The organism is Methanobrevibacter sp. YE315, assembly GCF_001548675.1.
In the GTDB taxonomy this organism is placed as follows: domain Archaea; phylum Methanobacteriota; class Methanobacteria; order Methanobacteriales; family Methanobacteriaceae; genus Methanocatella.
Window position 1 is genome coordinate 299,385 of the sequence record NZ_CP010834.1, and the last position, 24,940, is coordinate 324,324.

The 24,940-nt window shown below is 37.1% G+C and carries 1 protein-coding gene; it reads left to right on the plus strand.

Features of this window, described 5'->3' with window-relative positions; all coding sequences use genetic code 11:
- Window positions 1-30: 30 nt before the first annotated feature.
- Window positions 31-24,792, plus strand: a complete 24,762-nt coding sequence (locus tag TL18_RS10895; protein WP_067040237.1) for an Ig-like domain-containing protein — start codon at window positions 31-33, stop codon at window positions 24,790-24,792.
- The last annotated feature ends 148 nt before the right edge of the window (window positions 24,793-24,940 follow it).

Sequence of the window (24,940 nt, forward strand, 5' to 3'; positions counted from 1 at the left end):
CTAAATTTAAAAGTGGAGGGAGGATGCAAAATGAAGAATAAAAAGATATTAATTTTATGTTTAATAATATGTTTCATTTTCTCAATGCAGGCAGTCTCATCTGCTGACATTGATTTAAATGTTACATTGACATCTGATGCAGATGTTTTAACACAAAGTAATGGTCTTTCAATTCAAGCAACTCCCGAATCGAATGATTTATTGGGCGCTGATGAAGGATCATTTACAGACTTGAAGAATGATATTTCCGCAACAGGAACTGTTGTATTGACAAGGAATTATACTTATGTTGATTCAGACAGCGCACTTAAAGACGGTATACCACTTTCTGGAACAATAACCATTAAAGGTAATAACATTGTAATTGATGCTAGCCATAAGGCAAGAGTATTCAATATTGCTAGCGGAGCTAATGTTACACTACAAGGAATTACATTTATCAACGGAAATAGTGATGGTAATGGAGGGGCCATTACTTCCCAAGGCATATTAAATGTAGACAATTGTAACTTTATCAACAATACTGCAGCAATCAATGGTGGTGCTATCCACTGGGCTCAAGGTGCTCATAATGGTAAAGTCACTAATTCAGAATTTATTGGCAATGTCGCTAACCGCAGTGGTGGTGCAATATACTGGTTTGGTCAAAATGGTATTATTGAACATTCCGTCTTCACCAACAATAAGGCTTTAGGTAATATTGAGTCTGAGGACTCATATGGTAATTTAACCTATGGTGGTAATGGTGGAGCTATCATGTGGGTAGGTTCTGATGGTAGCGTATCTGATTGTATATTTAAAGATAACTCTGCTATTAATCATGGTGGTGCTGTTTACTTGCAAGGTAGTAGTGAAGGTATCTGTAATAATACTAGGTTTGATGGTTGTACATTTATTAGTAATGAAGCTGGTGTTAATGGTGGTGCTATTGATTGGTATCGTGGTGCTAGATATGGTTTAATTAATAATTCTGTATTTAAGGATAATGTTGCTAATAGGTCTGGTGGAGCCGTATTCTGGTCAGGTATAGTCGGTGCTGTTAGATCATCCACCTTTACCAATAATACTGCTAAAGGTATTAAGGAAGCTGAAGACAGTTTTGGTGATATGACCTATGGTGGTTATGGTGGTGCTATAATGTGGACCGGTTCTGATGGTATTGTAGATGATTGTAGGTTCGATGACAACAAAGCTATGTTTAATGCTGCTACTAAATCAGGTGGTCGTGGTGGTGCAGTATATCTACAGGGTAGTGTAAGAGAAGGTGTATTAACCAATTGTTCCAATACTATATTTACTAATTCTATATTCACAAATAACTATGCTGGTATGAATGGTGGTGCTATTGCATTTGATGTAGGTTCATACAACTGCGCAATCCAAAGTTCTGAATTCAATAATAACTTTGCTGAAGGTGACGGTGGTGCAGTCAACATTGCAAAAAATTCACACATATTCACTGTTGCGGATTCAATATTCAACAATGATTCCACTGGAGACGATGGTGGTGCAATCAACTGGGAAGGTTATTCAGGTGTTATTAAAAACATAACATGTTACAACTGTACTGGTTTAGCACATATAGATCCTTCAGATAATACACGATCCACTTCAAAAGGAGGTACAATCTGTCTTACTGGAGACAACATTACAGTCACCGAATCCAAATTTATATTAGGAAAAGTGTTCTATAATCCGGGCGGTAAACTCGGAGAAACCGATGGTGGTGCACTATTCGTGACAGGTCAAAATACAACTATTTCACACTCCGAATTTATTGACTGTTCTTCACCTAACCAGGCGGGTGCAATAAAAGTGATAGGTAACGGCACTGTAATTGATAACTGTACATTTTTAAGATGTACCGTGCCTGAAGATGGTGGAGCAATTTATGTTGAAGGTTTAGACTGTAAAGTATATAATTCCACTTTCACAGATAACACTGCTGGAGATGATGGTGGTGCAATCCTCTGGGAAGGTGCAAGAGGTTTGATTTACAATTCCACTTTCACAAACAATAAAGCTCTAGGTTTGGATGGCGCTCACGCTAGCGGTGGTGCAATCAACCTTGTCGGTGATTATACTGTTGTTGAAAAATCCAAATTTGATAAGAACACTGCAATTGTAGATGGTGGTTCTATCTACGCTTCAGGTGATTATATTAACATTACCGATTCTACATTCAGTAATTCTAATGTTACTCATACTAAAGAAAATAATTATGCTCACGGTGGAGGTGCAATATATATTGAAGGTCACGACACCAACATTATAAATTCCACATTCGATCAGACTACTGCAAGAAACGGTGGAGTTATTTATCTACAAGGTTATGATGCATCAATTATTAATTCCACAATCACTAACAGTTATGCTGTAACAGGTGGTGCGGTATACATTGACGGTCAACATGCATCCGTCATCAATTCATCATTCAACGGCACCAATGCAAAAACCACATCCAGTTTCGTTACAGACAATAAGGGTGGTGCAATATATATTATTGGTAATTATGCTACTATTGAAGGTTCCAATTTCACTAAGGCATCTGCTTATCAAGGTGGTATCCTTTACCTGCAAGGCCAATACTGTAATGTTATTAACTCCTCATTGGATAATGGTTATTCCTACCTTCAGGGTGGTGCTTACTATTCTACAGGTACAGATTCTAATGTTACCGATTCCAACTTTACAAACAATCTTGCTAGAGGTGATGGTGGTGCTCTCTTCTGGCTTGGATCCAAATACAATTATGTAACCGGTTGCATTTTTGATAATAACACTGCTATTGCAGAGTCCAGTGCAACTACTAAAGGTGGAGGTGCTATCTACTTTTCAGAAGGGGGGTCATATTGTGGTATAAAAGATTCTAAGTTCTTCAATAATTCAGTGCAGTCTAGGACTAAAGCTGACGGTGGAGCTATTTTATGGGATAAAAGTTCCCATATCTTCATTGACGGATGTCTTTTCGATGGTAATTATGTTATGTCTTCTGATTATCTGAATCCTAAGACTTGGATACAAGGAGGGGTAATGTATGCAAGGCCTGGTGAAAATTTAACTATTAGTAACAGCGTATTCCAAAATTGCTGGTCTCAAAAGGAAGCGGGTGCATTATACTTGCAAAACGGTGGAACTATAGGAATTCATTTAATCAACAATACATTCATAAATAATACTGCTTATAGTGATAAAATAACTAATGATAATGACCTTGGTGGTGGAGCAATTTTAATAAAAAGTGCTACAATAATGTCATTCATAAATTCCTCATTCATAAACAATACTGCAAACTTTGGTGGAGGAGTTTGCATCAATTCTGTTAATGATCTCACTATAACCAATGCTACTTTTGATGGCGATAAAGCTACCTTTGGTGGTCAAGATTGTGGCCAAGGTGGAGGTATCTGGACTAGGGTTAAGTTTACTGCGAATAATATCACATTTGTAAATTGTGAGGCTACAAATAGAGGTGGAGGCCTGTATATTTCTAATAGTGCTGATATGCCATATACTAATTTAACTTTCATAAATAACTCCGCAATTTTAGGTGGTGGATTATACTGGAGTAGAAGTAGTGTTACAATTGATGGCATGTCCTTTATTAATAACTCTGCAGATCTAGGTGGTGCTATATATATCCCTACTGGTGGTTCTGGTGCACAAACTCCTACTTCTGTTATAAATAGTAATTTCTCAGGCAACTCTGCAAACAGTGGTGGTGCTATTTATTCAAATAATGCAGGAAATATAAAAATTTCAAATAATAATTTCACTTATAATACTGCTGTTAATGATGGTGGTGCTATTTACACTCCTTATAGTACTTCTGCTAATGTTGATATAGCTTACTCAGATTTCATAGGAAATAATGCTTCCCATGGTGGTGCAATATATTCAGGAGCCAAAGGTATTGATAATTGGAATATTCATGATTGTAATTTCACCAATAATAGTGCTGTCGCATCAGGTGGTGCTATATATGTTGCCAATGTCCAATTCATTAACAATTGTATGTTCGATGCAAACACTGCTGATGGAGAGGGTGGTGCTGTTTATGTCACAGAAGGCGTAACAGGAGCAAAAATTCAAGATTCAACATTTACAAATTCATATGCCAGCAATGGTGGTGCTGTTTATTATGGAGGTACAACTACTATAAATAGCGGTCTTAAAATTATAAATTGTACTTTCCTCAAAAACCTTGCTGTTTATAATGGTGGTGCTGTCTTATACGTCACCAATAATGGAATTAATAACTACAGAGATTATAATAACTTTGACGGAATAGGTATTCCAGTAGAGGGTGGCAGAACCACAGTCAAAACAAACGGTACAAATGTTGAAATTATTTCCAAATCATTATTTGAAGATAATGAGGATTATGAGTTACTCCTTAGAGTTATCTCTGATAGGGAATCTCCATTCATTGCTGTTTATCTGGATAGTCCTAGAGACTGGAGAACTAATAAACTTAGGTTTGTTGTTAATTTAACCAATGCAACCACTCATGAATTAATCAGTTCTGTAATTGTTAATGCATCCAACTATGATACTCATTATAGGGATGGAATGTTGTATGTAGCTTTCAGTAATCTTATAATTAATCAAACATATAACATCACTGCTTCATTTGAAGACTTGGCTCATATGTATAAAGAAAATTCTACAACAGCAAAAGCTCACGGTGAAGTTATGGGTGAGTTCAAGCTCCTTCAAAAATTAATCGAGGATGCTCTTGAACGTGGTGACAGTGAACTTGTTTTAAACAGGACTTTCACTTTCACTCCGGAAATCATGGGAATAACTGAAAATATGGATGACAGATGCATCAATTTAACACATATTGATCGCCCATTCACAATTCGTGGTGAAGGCTGGCTTATTGATGCAGCGGGATATTCAAGAATATTCTACATAACTTCCCCAAATGTCACTATTGAAAATGTTGTATTGGTGGGAGGTAATGCCAGCGGTAAATATGGTGATCCAATGTATCATGACGGTGACATTGGAGGAGCCATATACTGGGCCGGAGCAAACGGTACTTTGATAGATTCACATGTTGAAGATAACCATGCAAATATAGGTGGAGGAATCTATTTCAATGCTTCCGCTCCAAATTGTAAAATTATAAATACAGTATTTGAACAAAACACTGCAGTCACCAATGGTGGAGCTATTGACTGTAATGCTTCTAGAATGGAATTATATAACAATACATTTAGAGAAAACTCTGCACATACCGGTGGAGCTTTATGTAGGGAAATCAACTCTACTAACGGTCGTGGTGTAAACAACACCTTCGAAGATAACAATGCCACATATGCCGGTGCGGGAATTGCATGGATAAATGCAACACACATCTCCATTGACGGATATAAATTCTATAATAACCATGCAGGTTACAGTGGAGGAGCACTTTATGTTGGAGAAGGCAGTCTAAACTGTGAAATATTGAATTGTATATTTGCTGACAATGCAGTTGATAATAATAGTGATGGTCATGGTGGTGCTATTGAATGGTATTCTGAGAAAGGTACAGTCTATAATTCCGTTTTCACTAACAACCATGCATATGAGGGCGGTGCAATTTATGTAGGTGAAGGTTCTGGCCATATCAATATTACCAAATCTACTTTCATAGACAACGTTGCGGTCACCACAGGTGGTGCAATCAGTATTGAAGCATCTGCCGTTACTATAAACCAATCCAACTTCTACAATAACACTGCTAAAGACGGTGGTGCAGTATATGTTGGTGGTAATGGTACTAATAATTACGTATATTCATCTGTTTTCGAAGGAAATAAGGCAATAGGTGATGTAGATGCAATGAATGGTCTTGGTGGAGCTATTGATTGGGGCGCTTCTTCAGGTACCATTATCGATACTAGATTTACAGATAACTGTGCAGATTATGGTGGTGGAGTATACTTTGGTGTAGAGTCAGAAGAAAGTACAATCATAAACTGTACATTCGAGCGCAATCAGGCTAAATATGATGGTGGTGCTATAGACTGTAACGCATCCATGATGTATATTGAAGGCACATTATTCGATGGCAACATTGCGCAATTCGGTGCAGCATTATGTAGGGAAACTAATGCAAAATCAGGTGCCGGTAAAAATAATGTTTTCAAAAATAACCATGCTATTGTTGCAGGTGCAGCTTTAGGATGGATGGGATCTTTCGGTATTACAATTACAAATTACACATTCATCAACAACACTGCTGATGTTGCAGGTGGAGCTATTTACGTAAGTGTCGACAGCCAAAACTGTTCAGTTAATGACTGTAGATTTGAAGATAACTACGTGACCGATAAAACAGACAATTGGTCTGGTGATGGTTACTTCACTTGGACTGCATGGGATGGCACACTAATGATGTACACTACTGAATGGACAGGTGATCCTTCTAAAGCCACAACTGCAGATGTATTGCCTACCGTAACAAAATTCTATTATAATTCCACTGAACAACTCGATGCCGCTTTAGGTACTGGTGGAGCAATGACCATTTTCGGAGCTAATGCAACAATTAACAACACTAACTTCACAGCAAACCATGCTAGAGTAGGTGGAGGAGTATACATAGGTGCTAGTTCAGGTAACGCAAACATAGATTATACAATATGGAGAGATAATGTCGCTACTGAACGTGGTGGAGCTTTAATGGTATACGCCTCAGCGGTACATATTGATGACAGTGAATTCTATAACAACCTTGCTGTAAACGGCAGTGCATTGTATGTTGGTGGAGAAGGTACCGAAAACAATGTGCACAGATCTATTTTCCAAGGAAACAACGCTACCGATTATGGTGGAGCTATCTATTGGGTTGCATATGTTGGCGAAATTCACGATTCAGAATTCATTGAAAATGCTGCTGAATATGGTGGAGGTATTTACTTCAACGGAAGGTCTGCTAATACTACTCTCATCAACGACACATTCCGCTCAAATAGAGCTGTCAAGAATGGTGGTGCTATAGACTGTAATGCATCCAACATAGGTATTTACAACATAACATTTGAAGAAAACTATGCTGGAGAGTATGGTGGTGCTTTATGTAGGGAAATCAACGCTACCGGTGGTCATGGTCTAAACAATACCTTCTTAAGAAACCATGCAGGAATTTCAGGTGCAGGTCTTGCCTGGATGGGTGTGAAAGATATCCATATTATCGACTATCATTTCATTGACAACACTGCGGAAAGAAGCGGTGGAGCTATATTTATTGATGAAGGTAGTAATAATGACATAATTGAGAATTGTACATTTACAGGAAACCACTTAACCAATATGACTGAATGGCACAATGGTGGTGCTATCGATTGTAGAGGTGAAAATTTAACAATTGACTATGTTAACTTCACAAATAATGGCGCATATACCGGTGGTGCGATCTATGTGAGTTCCAATTCCAAAAACATTCGCGTATTTGATTCCAACTTCACTGAAAATTATGCTGTTGGTGATGGTGGTGCTCTTGCATTGAAAGCTGAAGCTTTAGCTATCAACAATACCATTTTCAAATCAAACACTGCAGGACATGATGGTGGTGCAGTATATGCCGGAGGTAACGGTACCAACAATACTATTCGTTATTCCGTATTTGAAGATAACCGTGCAGGCAATCACGGTGGTGCTATTGACTGGCTTGCTTCCGCAGGAACTTTCGAATATCTTAATTTCACAAGAAACAATGCTGCATATGGTGGTGGAATCTACTTAAATGGTGTTTCAACCAATTCCACCTTAAATTACATTATCTTTAGAGAAAATAGTGCTACAAAAAACGGTGGTGCTATAGACTGTAATGCAACTATGATGGGTCTTACTAATTCCCTATTCATATCAAATCACGCTGGTGAGTATGGTGCTGCTTTAGCTAGGGAAGAAAATGCTACCGGAGGATATGGTAGAAACAATACATTCATTTTAAACCATGCGGATATTTCAGGTGCAGCTCTTGCTTGGTTAGGTGTAGATGGAGTTACCATTAACAATTACACATTCATCAACAATACTGCATTTTCCTCAGGTGGAGCAATTTATGTAAGGGCAGACAGTACAAACTGTACTGTATATAACTCCAACTTTGAAGACAACTATGTAATTGACGTTAAAAATGGTCAAGGTGGAGCTATTGACTGGGGAGGTTCTAACGGTTTAATTGAAAACGTTACTTTCACAGATTCATTTGCAGTAAATGGTGGTACAATATATGCTGGTCAAAACTCAACCAATCTTACAATATTCAATACTTCCTTCATAGGTTCCCGTGCATTAGGTGATGGTGGAGCAATAGCTTTATACGGTGACAATGCCAAAATAACCTATTCAAACTTCACTTACACATTGGCATTAACAAGCGGTGGTGGAATTTCAGGTCATAATGCAAATAATGCCACAATCGACCACTGTATTTTTGATTATGGTATGGGTGCAGGATATGTTGATTCAACACTCAAAGCATATGGTGAAGGTGGAGCTATACACTGGGAGAATTCCAAAGACCTAAATGTATCAAATTCACAATTCTCAAATATTAGGTCCAATTCAAATGGTGGTGTAATCTCAGTTATAAATACTAATGCTTCCAATTTATACAATTTAACATTTAATCAATCATATTCAAGCTTAAATGGAGGTTCAATCTCTTGGATCAATTCAACCGGCTTGACATTTGATTTACTTAAAGTTGAAGATTCCGAAGCTCACACAGACGGTGGTGCAATCTATTTAGTGGGCATCAACGACACTACCATTAAAAATTCAGTATTCAACAATACCATTTCCCCACGTGGTACTGGCGGTTCAATGTATATTAATGGTAATGCGACTTTAATAAACAACACTTTTGACGGATATGAAGCTTATAAAGATTATGGAGACTCATTATTCCTTGAAAATGGAAATATTACTGTTGCTAATTCTTCATTCAATGGAAAAGATGCGATTTGGATTAATTACGATGCCATTGTATATTTAAATAATAATACAATAACAGGACCTGAACCAAACAGGGACCTTTACTATTTAATAGATGGATATAACCAATTGATAAGCTATGCAGTATGGAATGACGGAAACCTATATCTTTTAGGTGACAGCAACTATGATTATATAATAATAAATAACGGAACCATTTGGACTCCAACAACCACTGAACTGCTGGATAACGAAACTTATAATGTTACCTGGAATGAAAACTTCACATTCTGGGCTCATATCTATGATGATTCAAAATATGAAAACACAATCATTTCTGTAGACTCATTGAACACTACCAATGATGTTTACCATGATGTTGCTCACTCATACATATTACCATATAATTGTATAACTCTTAACTGCACATATCAAGGTTCATTCAAGCTTGCTCCATCAGATGTGAATTTAAGGCAGAACACAGTTTATAATGGAACATTGAATGTAAAAATGCCTGTTGATTTGGAATTAATCATTACTAACATTGATGACTATTCAGTTGGAGTTTGGGCAAAATTAACTCCTCAAGCAAAAAGTAACTTTACAATTCAAGGTCAAAATGTAACCATTAATGTTGATGGTAAGGAATATGTCGTAAATATAACAGTTAATGAACAACTCGTCAATCCATTCACCACATGGACTGTTGGTAATGCATCCCAGTTCCTTGAACGTCTGAATGCAGGTGAATATACTGCTACCGCAAGTTATGCTGGAGATACTGTTCATTTAGGTGTAGAAAATGTAACAAAAACATTCTACATTCAGTTACATGATATTTGGATTGGTCTTAATATTACCGATATCTTCCATGGTCAGACAATCATATTAAATGTAACTTCCAATGCCACTAAAACTAAAGAAGGATATGCAACCATATGGATCAATGGTAAAGAAGTTTTCAATTACATAAAACTTGATGAAAACGGTTCCAGCTTACTATACTTAGATTATGATCAGTATAAGGACATAATAACTCAGCCAGGTACACAGGCCGCTTCCATAGCATTCACTAATGGTAGTTACTACAATTATCAATTGAATTTCACAAGTTTTGTAGTGAAAAAATACAATACAAACATTACTGCAAACGTATCAACTCCTATTGATGTCGGAAGTCCTTTAGTTGTTAATGTGACAGTAAATGAAACTGCAACAGGATATGTAAAATTAACCATTAATGGTAAAGTGCACATTGAAGAACTCCATAACGGTACAGCAACCTTTGAAATTTACGGATTGGCTGCTGGCGATTACATAAACAAAACCGTGGAATATGGTGGTGACGACTGGTTCAGTGGAAACTCAACCAACATCACATTTGTTGTTGTTCCAAAATCAGATTATGTAATTGATGTGATAGTTGATAACATTACCTATGGAAACAATGCTACAATTAGGGTTTTAGTTCCAACTGACGCTACTGGAAACGTGACATTCTATGTTGATGGTAACATTGTCGAAAATGTAACTGTCGTAAATGGTATTGCTATATTGAATGTGGTTAAACCTGTTGGTGGAGAACATGTTGTAAATGTAACATATAATGGTGATTCAAAATATTCACCTAAAGACAAAAACGGTACAAAATTCATGGTAAATCCTAATAACACTTGGGACATGACCATTGTTGGAGACTACAAACCATATGGTGAAAATTCAACATTTACAATTAGAAACATACCTTCTGATATTTTAGGAAACAATGTAACTATAAAAATCGATAATGTCAGTTATGTTGTTCCTATAAATGGCGGTGTTGCTACTTTGACATTGAACAATCTTTCAGCAGGCCAACACAGTGCGTCAGTAACATATGATGGAGATGCAAATTACATTAATAAAACTAAAAAATTCTTCCCAGATATTCCTAAAGCAACTCCTACAGTTACATTAATACAAAATGGCACTGATGTAATTGCTTTAGTCACAGGTAATGTGACTGGTAACGTAACATTCAGTGTAAATAATGTGGAATATACAGTTGATTTAACATCAGGAAGAAATGCAACATTGATTGGCAAATTAAGAATCGGAGAAAATTATGTGCTTGCCACATATAATGGTGATGAGAATTATACTCAAGCAAATGCAATGAATGTATTCAATGTTGACAAATTAAATACTACAATCACAGTAACTCCAACAAACATTACATTCGGCGAAGATGAAATAATCAAAGTAAGTGTTGATCCGAGAGCTACTGGTTTCATTGCGATAAATATCGATGGTAAAATATCTGTTGAATATATCAATGGAGAAGGTGTTGCCACATTCAACATTACCGGATTGGCCGCTAAAAAATATACTGATGTCAGAGTGACATATTACCCAACTACCACTGACTTCAATGCAAATGTCACTACAACTTCATTTACAGTTAGTCCGACCACCGATTATAAATTACATGTAATATCTGATGATATAGAATACGGACAGAATGCTACCGTTAGGGTAATCGTGGATCCATCCGCAAACGGAAATGTGACAATCTATGTCGATGGAAAACCTGTAGGAACTGTAAACATTACAAATGGTGAAGCGGTATTATCAAACATCAGCGGATTGGCTGGTGGCCAACATGTTGTAAACGTAACATATAATGGAGACTCAAAATTCGCTCCTAAGGAAAACGGTACAAACTTCATGGTAAAACCAAACACTTCCTGGAAAGTTAACATAACTGAAGTGGACTACAGACCATACGGTGAAACTTCAACAATCAACATTACAAACATACCTTCCGATTTCACTGGTGAGAATTTAACCATAAAAATCGATGGCATTCCATATGTTGTTCCTATCGTTGATGGCAAAGCAACCTTAAGCTTAAACAATCTCTCTGCAGGTTCACACATGGCAACAGTTAATTATGGAGGTGACGCTAATTATAGTGCAATTTCACAAGTATTCCGTCCGAACATCCCTCAAGCAACTCCTACAGTCACATTGACCGAAGTCAATGGAGACGTGGTTGCCACTGTCAGCGGAAATACAACCGGAAATGTGACATTCTATGTAAATGGTAAAGAATACACAATTAACCTCACTTCCGGAAGAAATGCAACATTAACCAAAGATCACTTAATCATTGGAAATAATAGTGTGGTAGCTATTTACAACGGTGATAAGAATTACACATCCGCAAGAACAGTCGGTAACTTCACTGTTGATAAAATATCCACTGACTTAACTGTTGTTGCAACTCCAGAAACTGTATATGTAGGTCAAAATACAACAATTACAGTAACAATGGTAAATGTAACCAAAGGTAAAGTATTAATTGAAGTCAATAATTATAACTACACTGTTAATATTAATAATGGTGTTGCAGTATTGAACCTTACCTTGCCTGTTGGAAACTACACAGTTAAAGCATATTACCCGGGTAATTCAACTCACAAAGTATCCAACAAAACAGGCAATGATTTCAAAGTCCTTGATAAGATAACTCCTGTAATTGAAATAACTGTTCCTAGTGATGTAAAAGTTGGTCAAACTGTTGAAATTCCTGTTTCATCCAACGGATATAACTTAACCGTTTGGATTAATGGTGTAAAACAAACAATTACTGACGGTAAAATCTTATACAATGTAACTGAAGTTGGAATTTACACAATTTATGCAAATACAACTGAAAATGATACTCATTACAGCGTTGAAAGAACTGAAATATTTGAAGCTTTCAAAACCAATGCTACTTTAATCATATCTGAAATTGGAACTGTCTATGTTGGTGATGAAATCACAATTGAATTAACTACCAACATTACTGATGGTGAAATAACAATCAAAGTTGATGATACTGTAATTGGTGCTGACGGTAAATTCACTCCATTGCTTGAAGGCAAATACACAATTACTGTCGTATCCAAAGAAACCGGAAAATATTATGAAGGATTCAACTCAACAGTATTCAACGTAATTAAACGTAACTCACAAATAAATGTAACCGCTACTGGTGCAGATGTTGGAAATAATGCTACAATCACTGTAAAAACTTATGATAATGCTACTGGATATGTAACTGTAAATGTAAACGGTACAAACTACACAATCAAATTAAATAATGCTGGTGAAGGTTCACTTCAAATCCCTGGTCTTGGTAATGGAAACTACAGTGTCAATGTTACCTACTTAGGTGATGATCAATATGAACCAAGCACAAACAGCACCTCATTTGAAATGACTAAAGTAAATACCACAATGGCTATTTCAGTCAGTGACATTACTTACGGTGAGTCTGCAAATATTACAGTAACAATTACTCCTGGAGCTACAGGATACATTACAATCAGAGTAAACAATACAAGAAATATCACTTTACCTATTGTCGAGGGTAAAGTTAACTGGATTGTATCTGGCTTAGGAGCTAATAACTACACTGTTTGGGCTAACTACTCCGGTGACGGTAAATATAACATTAATAACACTGATAAAGTTAACAATTCATTCGAAGTCAAAAAGGCAAATCCTGGCTTAATCTTTATAGTCGGCGGAACTGTTTATGAAAATGCTACTGTAGGAATCTACATTGATGATGAAATTCATGGAAAAGTGGTAAATGTCACTGTTGATGGAGTACTATATCCTAACGTTTCCGTTGATGAAGGATTCAAAACCCAAGTTCTCAATGAATACAAGCCTTACACAATCATTGTGGAATACGGCGGCAACGAAAACTTCACTGACGCTAGAGTTGAACAAGAGTTCACCCCTTCAAAGGTTAATACTTACGGAATTACAGTATATGGAATGAATATCACTGTTGGTGATGAGGAGATTATCACTGTTGAAGTTCCTGACCATGTTGATGATGTGGTCATTTGGGTAAATGGAACTAAATTCAGAAATACTTCATTCTCAGGCAATAAAGCCACATTCAACATAACAGGCTTAAACCTTAAAGAAGGCATTTACACTGTGACTGCTAGTGTAAATGATACAGAATTTAAACATATTAACTTCACTAGCATGTTCACTGTAAACAAAACATATCCTTCAATTAATATCACTATAATTAACGAAACTAGCATCTATGTTAACGATACTGTTAAAGTGGTTGTGACTGTTCCTAGTGATGTGGCTGAAGATGTGACTATTGAGATTGACGGTATGGAATTCACTAACAGTACTGTAAACGGTAATGCTACATTCTATGTACCTGGCATTACTTTCGGTAATAAGACTGTTGTTGCAACTTATCCTGGTGATGATAAGTACAGATTCAATTCAACTACTGCTAAGTTTACTGTTAACAAACGTCAATCACAAGTTAATGTTACTGTTGATGCAGGTCTTGTTGGTGATGATGTTGTTATTAATGTGACTATTCCTGCTAACGCTGTTGGATATGTGGTTGTTAGTGTTGATGGAACTGATTACACTGTAAATACCACTAATGGTAATGGTTCAATTTCTATTAAAGGATTAGGAAATACTACTCACACTGTTAATGTGACTTACATTGGTGATAATCAGTACTTGCCTAGTGAAAACAGCACTACATTCGGTATTCCAAAAGACAATACTACTATCAGTATTGCTGTTGAAAGCATTGACTATGGTCAAAAAACTAATATTACTGTGATTGTTAAAGATGATGCTACAGGCTACATTACAATCAGAATTGATGGCATTAAAGAAATTACCTTGCCTGTTGTGAACGGTACTGTTAATTGGATTGTTGATGGTTTGGCTGCTGATAACTACACAGTCATTGCTAATTACTCTGGTGATGCTAAGTACAATAAGAATGAAACCACTAAACCATTTGAGGTTAGACAGATTTCACCTGGAATCGAGATTATTGATGTGATTTCAACTGCTGATAATAATGCAACCATTATTGTTAAAGTTGATCCGAGAGTATCTGAAAATGTCACTGTGACTGTCGATAATAAGGATTATAGCGCAAAACCTGTCAATGGAATTGCAATAATCACTACAGACATATTAGATTATGGCAATTACACTGTTAACGCTAGCTATGCTGGTGATAAGAACTTCACCAAAGGCTATGACATTTATAAATTCACTACTAATCAGACTGACGATTACTTAATCAATATTACTGCCAGCGATATCCATGTTGGCGATAATACTAATATTACCGTAAATGTTCCTAGTGATGCTACCGGCAAAGTCATCATTGAACTGAACGGTACTAACTACACTGCTACTATTGCTGGAGGCAAAGCCGTATTAAATAATGTATCCACTCTTGAAGAGGGAGTTTACAATGTAACCGCTTACTTCGGTGATGATAAATATGCGAATAAGACTGTTGAAACCAGATTTGCAGTAAGCAAGGTTGACACTCCTATCGCAATTACTGTAATCAACGATACCAGTATTCTTGTTAATGATACTGTTAAAGTGATTGTGACTGTTCCTGAAGATGCAACCAAGGATGTAACCATCGAAATCAATGGTATGAAATTCACTAACAGCACTGTCAATGGTAATGCAACATTCTACATACCTGAAATCACATTCGGCAATAAGACTGTTGTTGCTACATATCCTGGTGATGGCAAATACAGATTCAACTCAACTACCGCTAACTTCACTGTCAACAAACGCGAATTGGACGTTAAAGTCAATGTTACAGAAGTTATCAATGTTAGAGATGTCGCTCAAGTCAATGTAACTCTCCCAACCAATTCTACTGGACAAGTTCTTGTAAAAGTCGACGGTCAAAACTACACAATCAACTTGACTCAAGGTAAAGGGTCAGTTGAAATTAAAGGATTGCTCAACGGAACTTACCCTGTAGAGGTAACTTACCTTGGAGATGACCAATACCTTCCAAGAAGCAACAATACTCAGGAAATTAAAGTCAACAAAGTTCCTTCAAGCATTAACGTGACAGTTGAAAACATTACCCTTGGCGATGTTGCGGCCGTAAACATTACAGTAATTACTAATGCAACAGGTAATGTAACAGTCACTATCGGAGATGAATTCAATAAGACTGTTGGTGTAATCGATGGCGTAATCAGCGTCATTGTCCCTGGCTTGACTGTTGGAGATAAAACCGTAAATGTAACCTACAACGGTGATGACAGATTCCTGCCAAGCGGAAACTCAACCAACTTCACTGTCGGCAGAACAACTACTGAAATCAGCCTTATTGTTCAAAACATTACCTATGGCGAAAATGAGACAATAATCGCATTCATAAACGCTACCGGCAATGTAACCATTAAGGTGGATGGCGAAGTTAAAGGCACACCTGACATTGTCGATGGCAAAGTGATTTATGATATTGAAGGATTGAATGCAGGAAACTACACTGTCGAAGTAATATACAACGGAGATGCCAATACTAATTCAACTTCCGCAAAAGCCAACTTCACAGTATTCAAAGCAGACGTCGAGCTTGAAATAAGCGTTCAAGACATTCCATATGGAGATGTTGAACATGTTATTGTCACTGTAAAAGCCAAAGGAAATGCAGAAGGCAACGTAACAATTACAGTTGCCGGAAATACAACAACCATTGTACTTGGCGATGAACAAACTTGGGTGCTCAAAGCTCCAGCCAATTCTGAAGATTACACAGGCACAGCCAAATGGAACATCTATAACTTGGCCGTTGGCGAATATCCTGTAACCGCAACTTACAACGGTAATGAAAACTTCAATGCAATTACTAAAGATGCTTCATTCAGTGTTTATCAAACCAATACTACATTGGACGTCGATGTCCATGATATTTTGGTATGGGATAAAGAATCAATCAATGTAACCCTTGCTAAGAATGCTACCGGAAATGTGATAATCAACATCAATGGAGTAAATCATACTGCACCAATCACAGATGGTGTTGCACAATTGAACTTAACTAATTTAACTGTTGGACACAAAGTCGTTTGGGTATTCTATGATGGAGATAAGAATTACACTGCAAACAGAACAATGGTTGAATTTGATGTTGGTCAAAGAACTCCTAAAGTAAATGTAACTGCCTTAAACGTCACCACTGCTCAAGAAGGCAAAATCACAATCAACATTCCTAAGAATGCAACAGGATATGTTGTCTTAGATGGAAACTTCACTGAACGCCCTATATATGTTGGTATAAATGAATTTACAGACGGAGTAGCTGAAATTCCGGTCAATGGTTTAGCTGATGGAACCTATAGTGTAACCATTACATATTATGGTGATGCGCTTGACAACTACACAATTGGAGAAAACAAAACTACTTTCACAGTATCTAAAGTAAATACTACAATAGATATTACTGTTGAAAACATTAACTATGGTGAATCCGCTAATATCACTGGCACTGTTGAGGATGATGCTACTGGTTACATTACAATCAGAATCGATGGCATTAAAGATATTACCTTGCCTGTTGTGAACGGTACTGTAAATTGGATTGTTGATGGTTTGGCTGCAGATAACTACACAGTTTATGCTAATTACTCTGGAGATGCTAAGTACAATAAGAATGAAACCAGCAAAGCATTTGAAGTTAGACAAATTTCACCTGGAGTCGAGATTATCAGTGTGATTTCAACTGCTGATAATAATGCGACAATTATTGTTAAAGTTGATCCTAGAGTATCCGATAACATAACTGTAACTGTTGATAAGGATTACAGCGTAAAACCGGTCAACGGCATTGCTGTGGTCATTACTGATGTTTTAGATTATGGCAATTACACTGTTAATGCTAGTTATGCTGGTGATAAGAACTTCACAAAAGGTTATGACATTTATAAATTTACTACTAATCAGACTGATGATTACTTAATTAACATCACTGCTTCAGATATTAAAGTTGGTGATAATACTAATATTACTGTAAATGTTCCATCTGATGCTACTGGTAAAGTCATCATTGAATTGAATGGAACTAATTACACTGCTACTATTGCTGGAGGCAAAGCTGTTTTAGATAATATCTCCATTCCTAAAGAGGGTGTTTACATTGTTACTGCTTACTTCGGTGATGATAAATATGCGAATAAGACTGTTGGAACCAGATTTGCTGTAAGTAAAGTTGATACTCCTATTGCAATTACTGTAATCAACGATACCAGCATCTATGTTGGAGATGCCGTTAAAGTCGTTGTTACAGTTCCTGAAGATGTAACTAAAGATGTATCCATTGAAATTAATGGTATGAAATTCACTAACAGCACTGTAAATGGAAATGCAACATTCTATGTACCTGGCATTACTTATGGTAATAAGACTGTTGTTGCTACATATCCTGGTGATGATAAGTACAGATTCAACTCAACTACTGCTAATTTCACTGTAAACAAACGTGACTCCTATGATATAATCGTTAATGTTACTGATGCCATCAATGTTGGAGATGTTGCTCAAGTCAATGTAACACTTCCTGAAAATGCAACCGGACAAGTGGTTGTAAAAGTTGACGGTCAAAACTACACTATCAACTTAACTCAAGGTAAAGGATCTGTTGAAATTAAAGGATTGCTCAATGGAACCTATCCTGTAGAGGTAACTTACCTTGGTGATGACCAATACCTTTCAAAAAGCAACAATACTCAAGAAATTAAAGTCAACAAAATGCATTCAACAATAAGAGTTACTGTTGACAACATAACTGTTGGGGATGTTGCGGCCGTAAACATTACTGTAATTACTACTGCTACAGGAAATGTGACTATCGTCATTGGCGATGAGTATAATAAGACTGTTGGAGTAACTGATGGCCTAATTAGTGTTATTGTTCCGGGTCTGACTGCTGGTGATAAAACAGTTAACGTAACCTACAACGGCGATGACAGATTCCTGCCGAATGAAAACTCAACTACATTCACTGTCGGAAAAGCAACAGCTAAAATATATGTTGTTGCTCAAAACGTAACCTATGGCGAAAATGAGACAATTATTGCATTTATTGACGCTACCGGTAATGTGACTTTCAGAATAGATGGTGGAGATTATGGAACCGCCAATATTACAGATGGCAAAGCCGTATTCACATGTTCTTTGGAGGCTGGCAATCACACTGTTGAAGTGATATACAATGGAGATAGCAATACCAATTCAACAAGTGCTGAAGCCAATTTCACTGTATTCAAAGCAGATCCGACAATCAGCGTTGAAGTTGAAGACATCGTATACGGTGATGTTGAACACATTATTGTGCATGTGAATGCTGAGGGTACTGTGACCATTAAGATAAACGGCACTGGAATAACTGAGACAATTTCTTTAGAGAATGGTGAACGTGATATTGTCTTAAGAGCAACACAGTATGGAGATGAAGGACCTTTCAACTATGAGGGTAATGCTACTTTGAATGTCTACAATTTACCTGCCGGCAAATACTCTGTTGAAGTTACTTATAACGGCAACAATAACTTCAATAAGGCAACAGTAGAAGACAAATTCACTGTCTATAAAGCGAATACTACTATTAATTTTGAAGTCATGCCTATCATTCCTGCCGGTGAAACCCAAGTCATTAACATTACACTGAGCAATACTACTGCAACAGGCAATGTTAGCATTTATATTGGTGGTGTTTGGCATACTGAAAACCTCACAAATGGTGCTGTTAACTTCACAACTCCTATATTAGGCAGTGGCCTTCAAGAATTTGTCATAGTTTATGGTGGTGACAAGAACTTTACTAAGGCTTTGGCTTCAGGTTTATTTATGGTAGAGGAGGTTCCTAGTGCTTTAGATATATCCATTGATCTTGATGTCAAGACTTCCATTCCTGTCGGTGAAACTCAAGTGATTAACATTACAATGAGCAATACTTCTGCAACAGGTAATGTGACCATTAATCTTGATGGCAAAAACTATACCAGAAAACTTATCAACGGTGTTGCTAACTTCACAACTCCTGTATTGCCTAGCGGCAACCATACTGTTGTTGTAATTTATGGCGGTGATGATTTCTTTACTCATAATTGGACTTCTGCAACATTTGAAGTAACTAAATTGACTCCTGAAATAGGATTAAATGTAACTTTGAATGGCGATACTGCAATCATAAATGTCACAGCACCTGAAAATGCAACAGAACCAATGTTTGTTGATGTGAATGGTGTAGGATACTATGTAAACCTTACTGGCGGTAAAGGTCAATTGAGACTCACTAATTTAACTGGCGGAGATTATAAGGTTGATGTCAGATATCCTGGAGATGACAACTACACAGAATCTGGCGTAAAATCCGACTCCTTCAAAATCAGCGGTCTTCCTTCAAACATAACTGCTAAAGTCGATAACATTACCTATGGTGAGGTGGCAGTCATTGAAGTGACTGTTCCAGAGGATGCTACAGGCAATGTAACTGTTGAAATTGACGGTAAACCATATTATGCAAACGTATCCGGTGGAAAAGCTGTTGTAGTTGTTCCTGGCCTTGAAGCTGGCAATTACACAGTTGATGTAACCTATAATGGTGATGAGAAGTATGCACCAAACAGCACATCCACTAAGCTTGAAGTATCCAAACTTCAAACTGATGACCTTATTGTAATAGATCAAGGCAACGGCACTGTTGTCGTTGTTGTTCCTGACAATGCTACAGGAAATGTAACAATCAAAGTTGGAAATAATACTTACAATGCTACCGTTGAAAACGGTGTTGCTACAATTACATTGGATAATGAGACTCCTGGAACTCATGACATTGAAGTAATCTATTCCGGTGATAAAAACCACACCGGCGCAAATACCACTTCAACTGCAACAATTCCTAAACTTGCAACTCCAATCGACGTCACTGTTGAGAACATCAAAGTCGGAGACAAAGAAAACATTATTGTAACAGTTCCTGACAATGCAACAGGTAATGTCACAATTGAAATTAATGGTGTAAAATACACTGAAGAGATTAAAGATGGCAAAGCAACATTCGAAATTGAAAACTTGACTGCAGGAAACAAAACAGTAGCTGTTGACTATATTTGCGATGATAACTACATAGGAAACCACACAACCGCTAACTTCACTGTATCCAAAGTAACTCCTGAAATCAAAATGAATGCAACTTTAGATGGCGATACTCTAACTATAGATGTCGAAGTGCCTGAAGATGCAACAAAAACTGTACTTATTGATGTGGATGGTGTAGGATACTATGTAAATGTCACTGATGGTAAAGGACAATTGAAACTCACTAATTTAACTGGCGGAAACCATGATATTGATGCTAGATATCCTGGAGACGATAAATACACTGAATCTGATGTTGTGTATGATTCTGTTGAAGTCAGAGGTCTTCCTTCAAATGTCACTGTTAAAGTTGATAACATTACTTATGGTGAGGTGGCAGTCGTTGAAGTGACTGTTCCGGAGGATGCTACAGGTAATGTAACTGTTTTAATTGACGGTAAACCATATGATGCAAATGTATCCGGTGGAAAAGCTGTTGTAGTTGTTCCTGGCCTTGAAGCTGGCAATCATACTGTTGATGTAACTTATAATGGTGATGATAAATATGCACCAAGCAACAGCTCTACTATTTTAGAGGTATCTAAAGCTCCAACTGATGAGCTTATTGTGATTGATCAAGGTAACGGCACTGTTGTCGTTGTTGTTCCTGACAATGCTACAGGAAATGTAACAATCAAAGTTGGAAATAATACTTACAATGCTACCGTTGAAAACGGTGTTGCTACAATTACATTGGATAATGAGACTCCTGGAACTCATGACATTGAAGTGATTTACTCCGGTGACGAAAACCACACAGGTACAAATACCACTTCAACTGCAACAATTCCTAAAGTTGAAACCCCAATGTCTATTGATGTGGATGACATAAAAGTTGGTGATACTGCAGTAATCACTGTTAATGTTCCTGAAAACGCTACAAGTAATGTAACCATTGAAATTGATGGTGTAAAATACACTGAAGAGATTAAAAACGGTAAAGCAGTATTTGAAATTGATAACTTGACTGCTGGAAATAAAACTATTGCTGTTGACTATCCTGGTGATGACACATATCTTGGAAACCACACAACCGCTAACTTCACTGTATCCAAAGTAACTCCTGAAATCAAAGTTAATCCAACTTTAGATGGCGATACTCTAACTATTGATGTTGAAGTGCCTGAAGATGCAACAAAAACTGTACTTATTGATGTGGATGGTGTAGGATACTATGTAAATGTCACTGATGGTAAAGGACGTTTAGTGCTCTTTAATTTAACTGGTGGAAGTCATGATGTTGAGGCCAGATATCCTGGTGATGACAAATACACGGAATCTGATGTAGTGTCCGATTCTGTTGATGTTAGTAATCTTCCTTCAGATGTATCTGTTAAAGTTGATAACATTACTTATGGTGATAATGCGGTTATTGAAGTGACTGTTCCAAGTGATGCTACAGGTAATGTAACAGTTACAATTGATGGCAAACCGTATGTGGCAAATGTGTCTGGCGGTAAGGCTATCGTAGTTGTTCCTGGCCTTGAAGCTGGCAATCATACTGTTGATGTGATTTATAGTGGCGATGATAAATATGCACCAAGCAACAGCTCTACTATTTTAGAGGTATCTAAAGCTCCAACTGATGAGCTTATTGTGATTGATCAAGGTAACGGCACTGTTGTCGTTGTTGTTCCTGACAATGCTACAGGAAATGTAACAATCAAAGTTGGAAATAATACTTACAATGCTACCGTTGAAAACGGTGTTGCTACAATTACATTGGATAATGAGACTCCTGGAACTCATGACATTGAAGTGATTTACTCCGGTGACGAAAACCACACAGGTACAAATACCACTTCAACTGCAACAATTCCTAAAGTTGAAACTCCAATTTCCGTTGATGTGGATGATTGCAAAGTCGGAGACACCGCAGTAATTACAGTTAATGTTCCTGAAGATGCTACTGGTAATGTGACTATTGAAGTTGATGGTGTGAAATACACTGAAGAGATTAAAGGCGGCAAAGCTGTATTTGAAGTTCCTGCTTTAACTGACGGAACTAAAACCATAGCTATTGAATATCCTGGTGATGATAAATATCTCGCAAACCACACAACTGCTAACTTCACTGTATCCAAATGTGAATCTGAAGTGTCAGCTACAATAGATGACAGCAATGTTGGAGATAATGTGACTGTAACAGTAACCGTTCCAAAAGATGCTACAGGTCAAGTATTGATTGACATTGATGGTGTGGGATACTATGTAAACGTAACCAACGGTACAGGTACAGCGCAAATTCCTCGTATACCTAGCGGTGTTTACAATGTAACTGTAACATACCCTGGTGATGATAAATACTTGCCAAGCTCAAACAGCACTACCTTCAAAGTAGATAAAGTAGAATCATTTGTCATTCCAGAAGCAGAAGACATTTATGTTGGCGATAATGAGGTTATTACCCTTTCAGTTCCTTCTGATGCAACCGGAACCGTAACTATTCTCATAGATGGTGAAGCTTATAACTTTAATTTAGATGATGGTTCATTAAGCAGTTCTGCTGGTGATAAATATTCAGTTGCCGTAAGCGGAGGCAATGGTAAATTAGTTATTTCTGGATTGCCTAAAGGAGAATACGTTGTAAGTGCAAGATACAATGGTGATGACAAATACTTGCCAAGCACTAATGAAACAACATTCAAAGTATTAAGAAAAGCTACAAATATGGATGTCACTGATTTAGGCAACGGAACAGTCGTTGTGGATCTGCCATGCGGCGCTACCGGTAATGTGACCATTAATGTTGGAAATAATACTTACACCGCTCCTGTTGAAAACGGCAGGGCTGTTATTGATTTGACTAACGAGACTCCTGGAACTCATGACATTGAAGTTATCTACTCCGGTGACGGTTCTCATGAGCCACAAGTGGAAGACTCAAAAGTAACAATTCCGAAATATGATACTCCGATTAGTGTTGAGGTGGATGATATTAATGTTGGTGATACTGCTGTTGTTACCGTAACTCTTCCTGATGGTGCTACTGGTACTGTAACTATTGAAATCAATGGTAAGTCTTATACTGCTGAAATTGAAGGTGGTAAGGCTGTATTTAATGTTGATGGATTAGAGGCGGGTAATAAGACTGTTGCTGTCATGTATGATGGTGATGAGAATTATGTTGGAAATTCAACAACCGGTCAGTTCATTGTATCCAAATGCGAATCAACTGTGGAAGCTTCCAGTAAAAACATTAGTGTTGGAAATGATGAGGTTATTACAGTCATTGTTCCTAGCGATGCAACCGGTCGTGTATTGGTTGACATTAATGGCGTAGGATACTACGGAACAATCGTAAACGGCAAAGCTAAAGTTGTCATTCCGGAACTTCCAAGCGGAGAATACGATGCAACCGTGACTTATGAAGGTGATGGAAAATACTTGCCAAGCACAACAACAACCCAATTCACAGTAACCAAAGTCGCAACACCTATTCAAGCTACTGGCGACGATATCTACCAAGGAGATGACGCTACAGTTGTTGTAAATCTTCCAAGTGATGCAACCGGCACAGTCACAATCAATATTGAAGGTAAAGAGTACACCGAAGAAGTAAGTGACGGTAAAGCGGTATTTGTCATTCCTGATTTGCCTGAAGGCGACCACAAAGTTATCGTATCATATTCCGGTGATAAAAAATACGACGCCAATGAGACAATAACCGATATTCAAGTTCACAACAAAGACTCTCCAAGCCCAAGTCCAAGTCCGAATGGAAGTGATGCGGACAGTGGTAATGCTGTTGACTTGACTAAACATGCAACAGGTAACCCAATATTCGTATTGCTGTTGGTCATATTAGCTATCGGATCAACTCAAATCAGAAGATTTAAGAAATAATTTTTCTTAATTTTTTCTTTTTTTTAAGAAATTATATCAATTCATGTAGATTACCAAATTATTTTTTCATTATTTCTAATTAATACCTATATTTAATTAAAAGGATGTTTGATAATTATTAAGGTCATGTGATTATATTTAAAATTTT

Excerpts from the sequence above, each read along its gene's own strand:
- TL18_RS10895 (WP_067040237.1), top strand. The coding sequence starts at position 31 with ATGAAGAATAAAAAGATATTAATTTTATGTTTAATAATATGTTTCATT.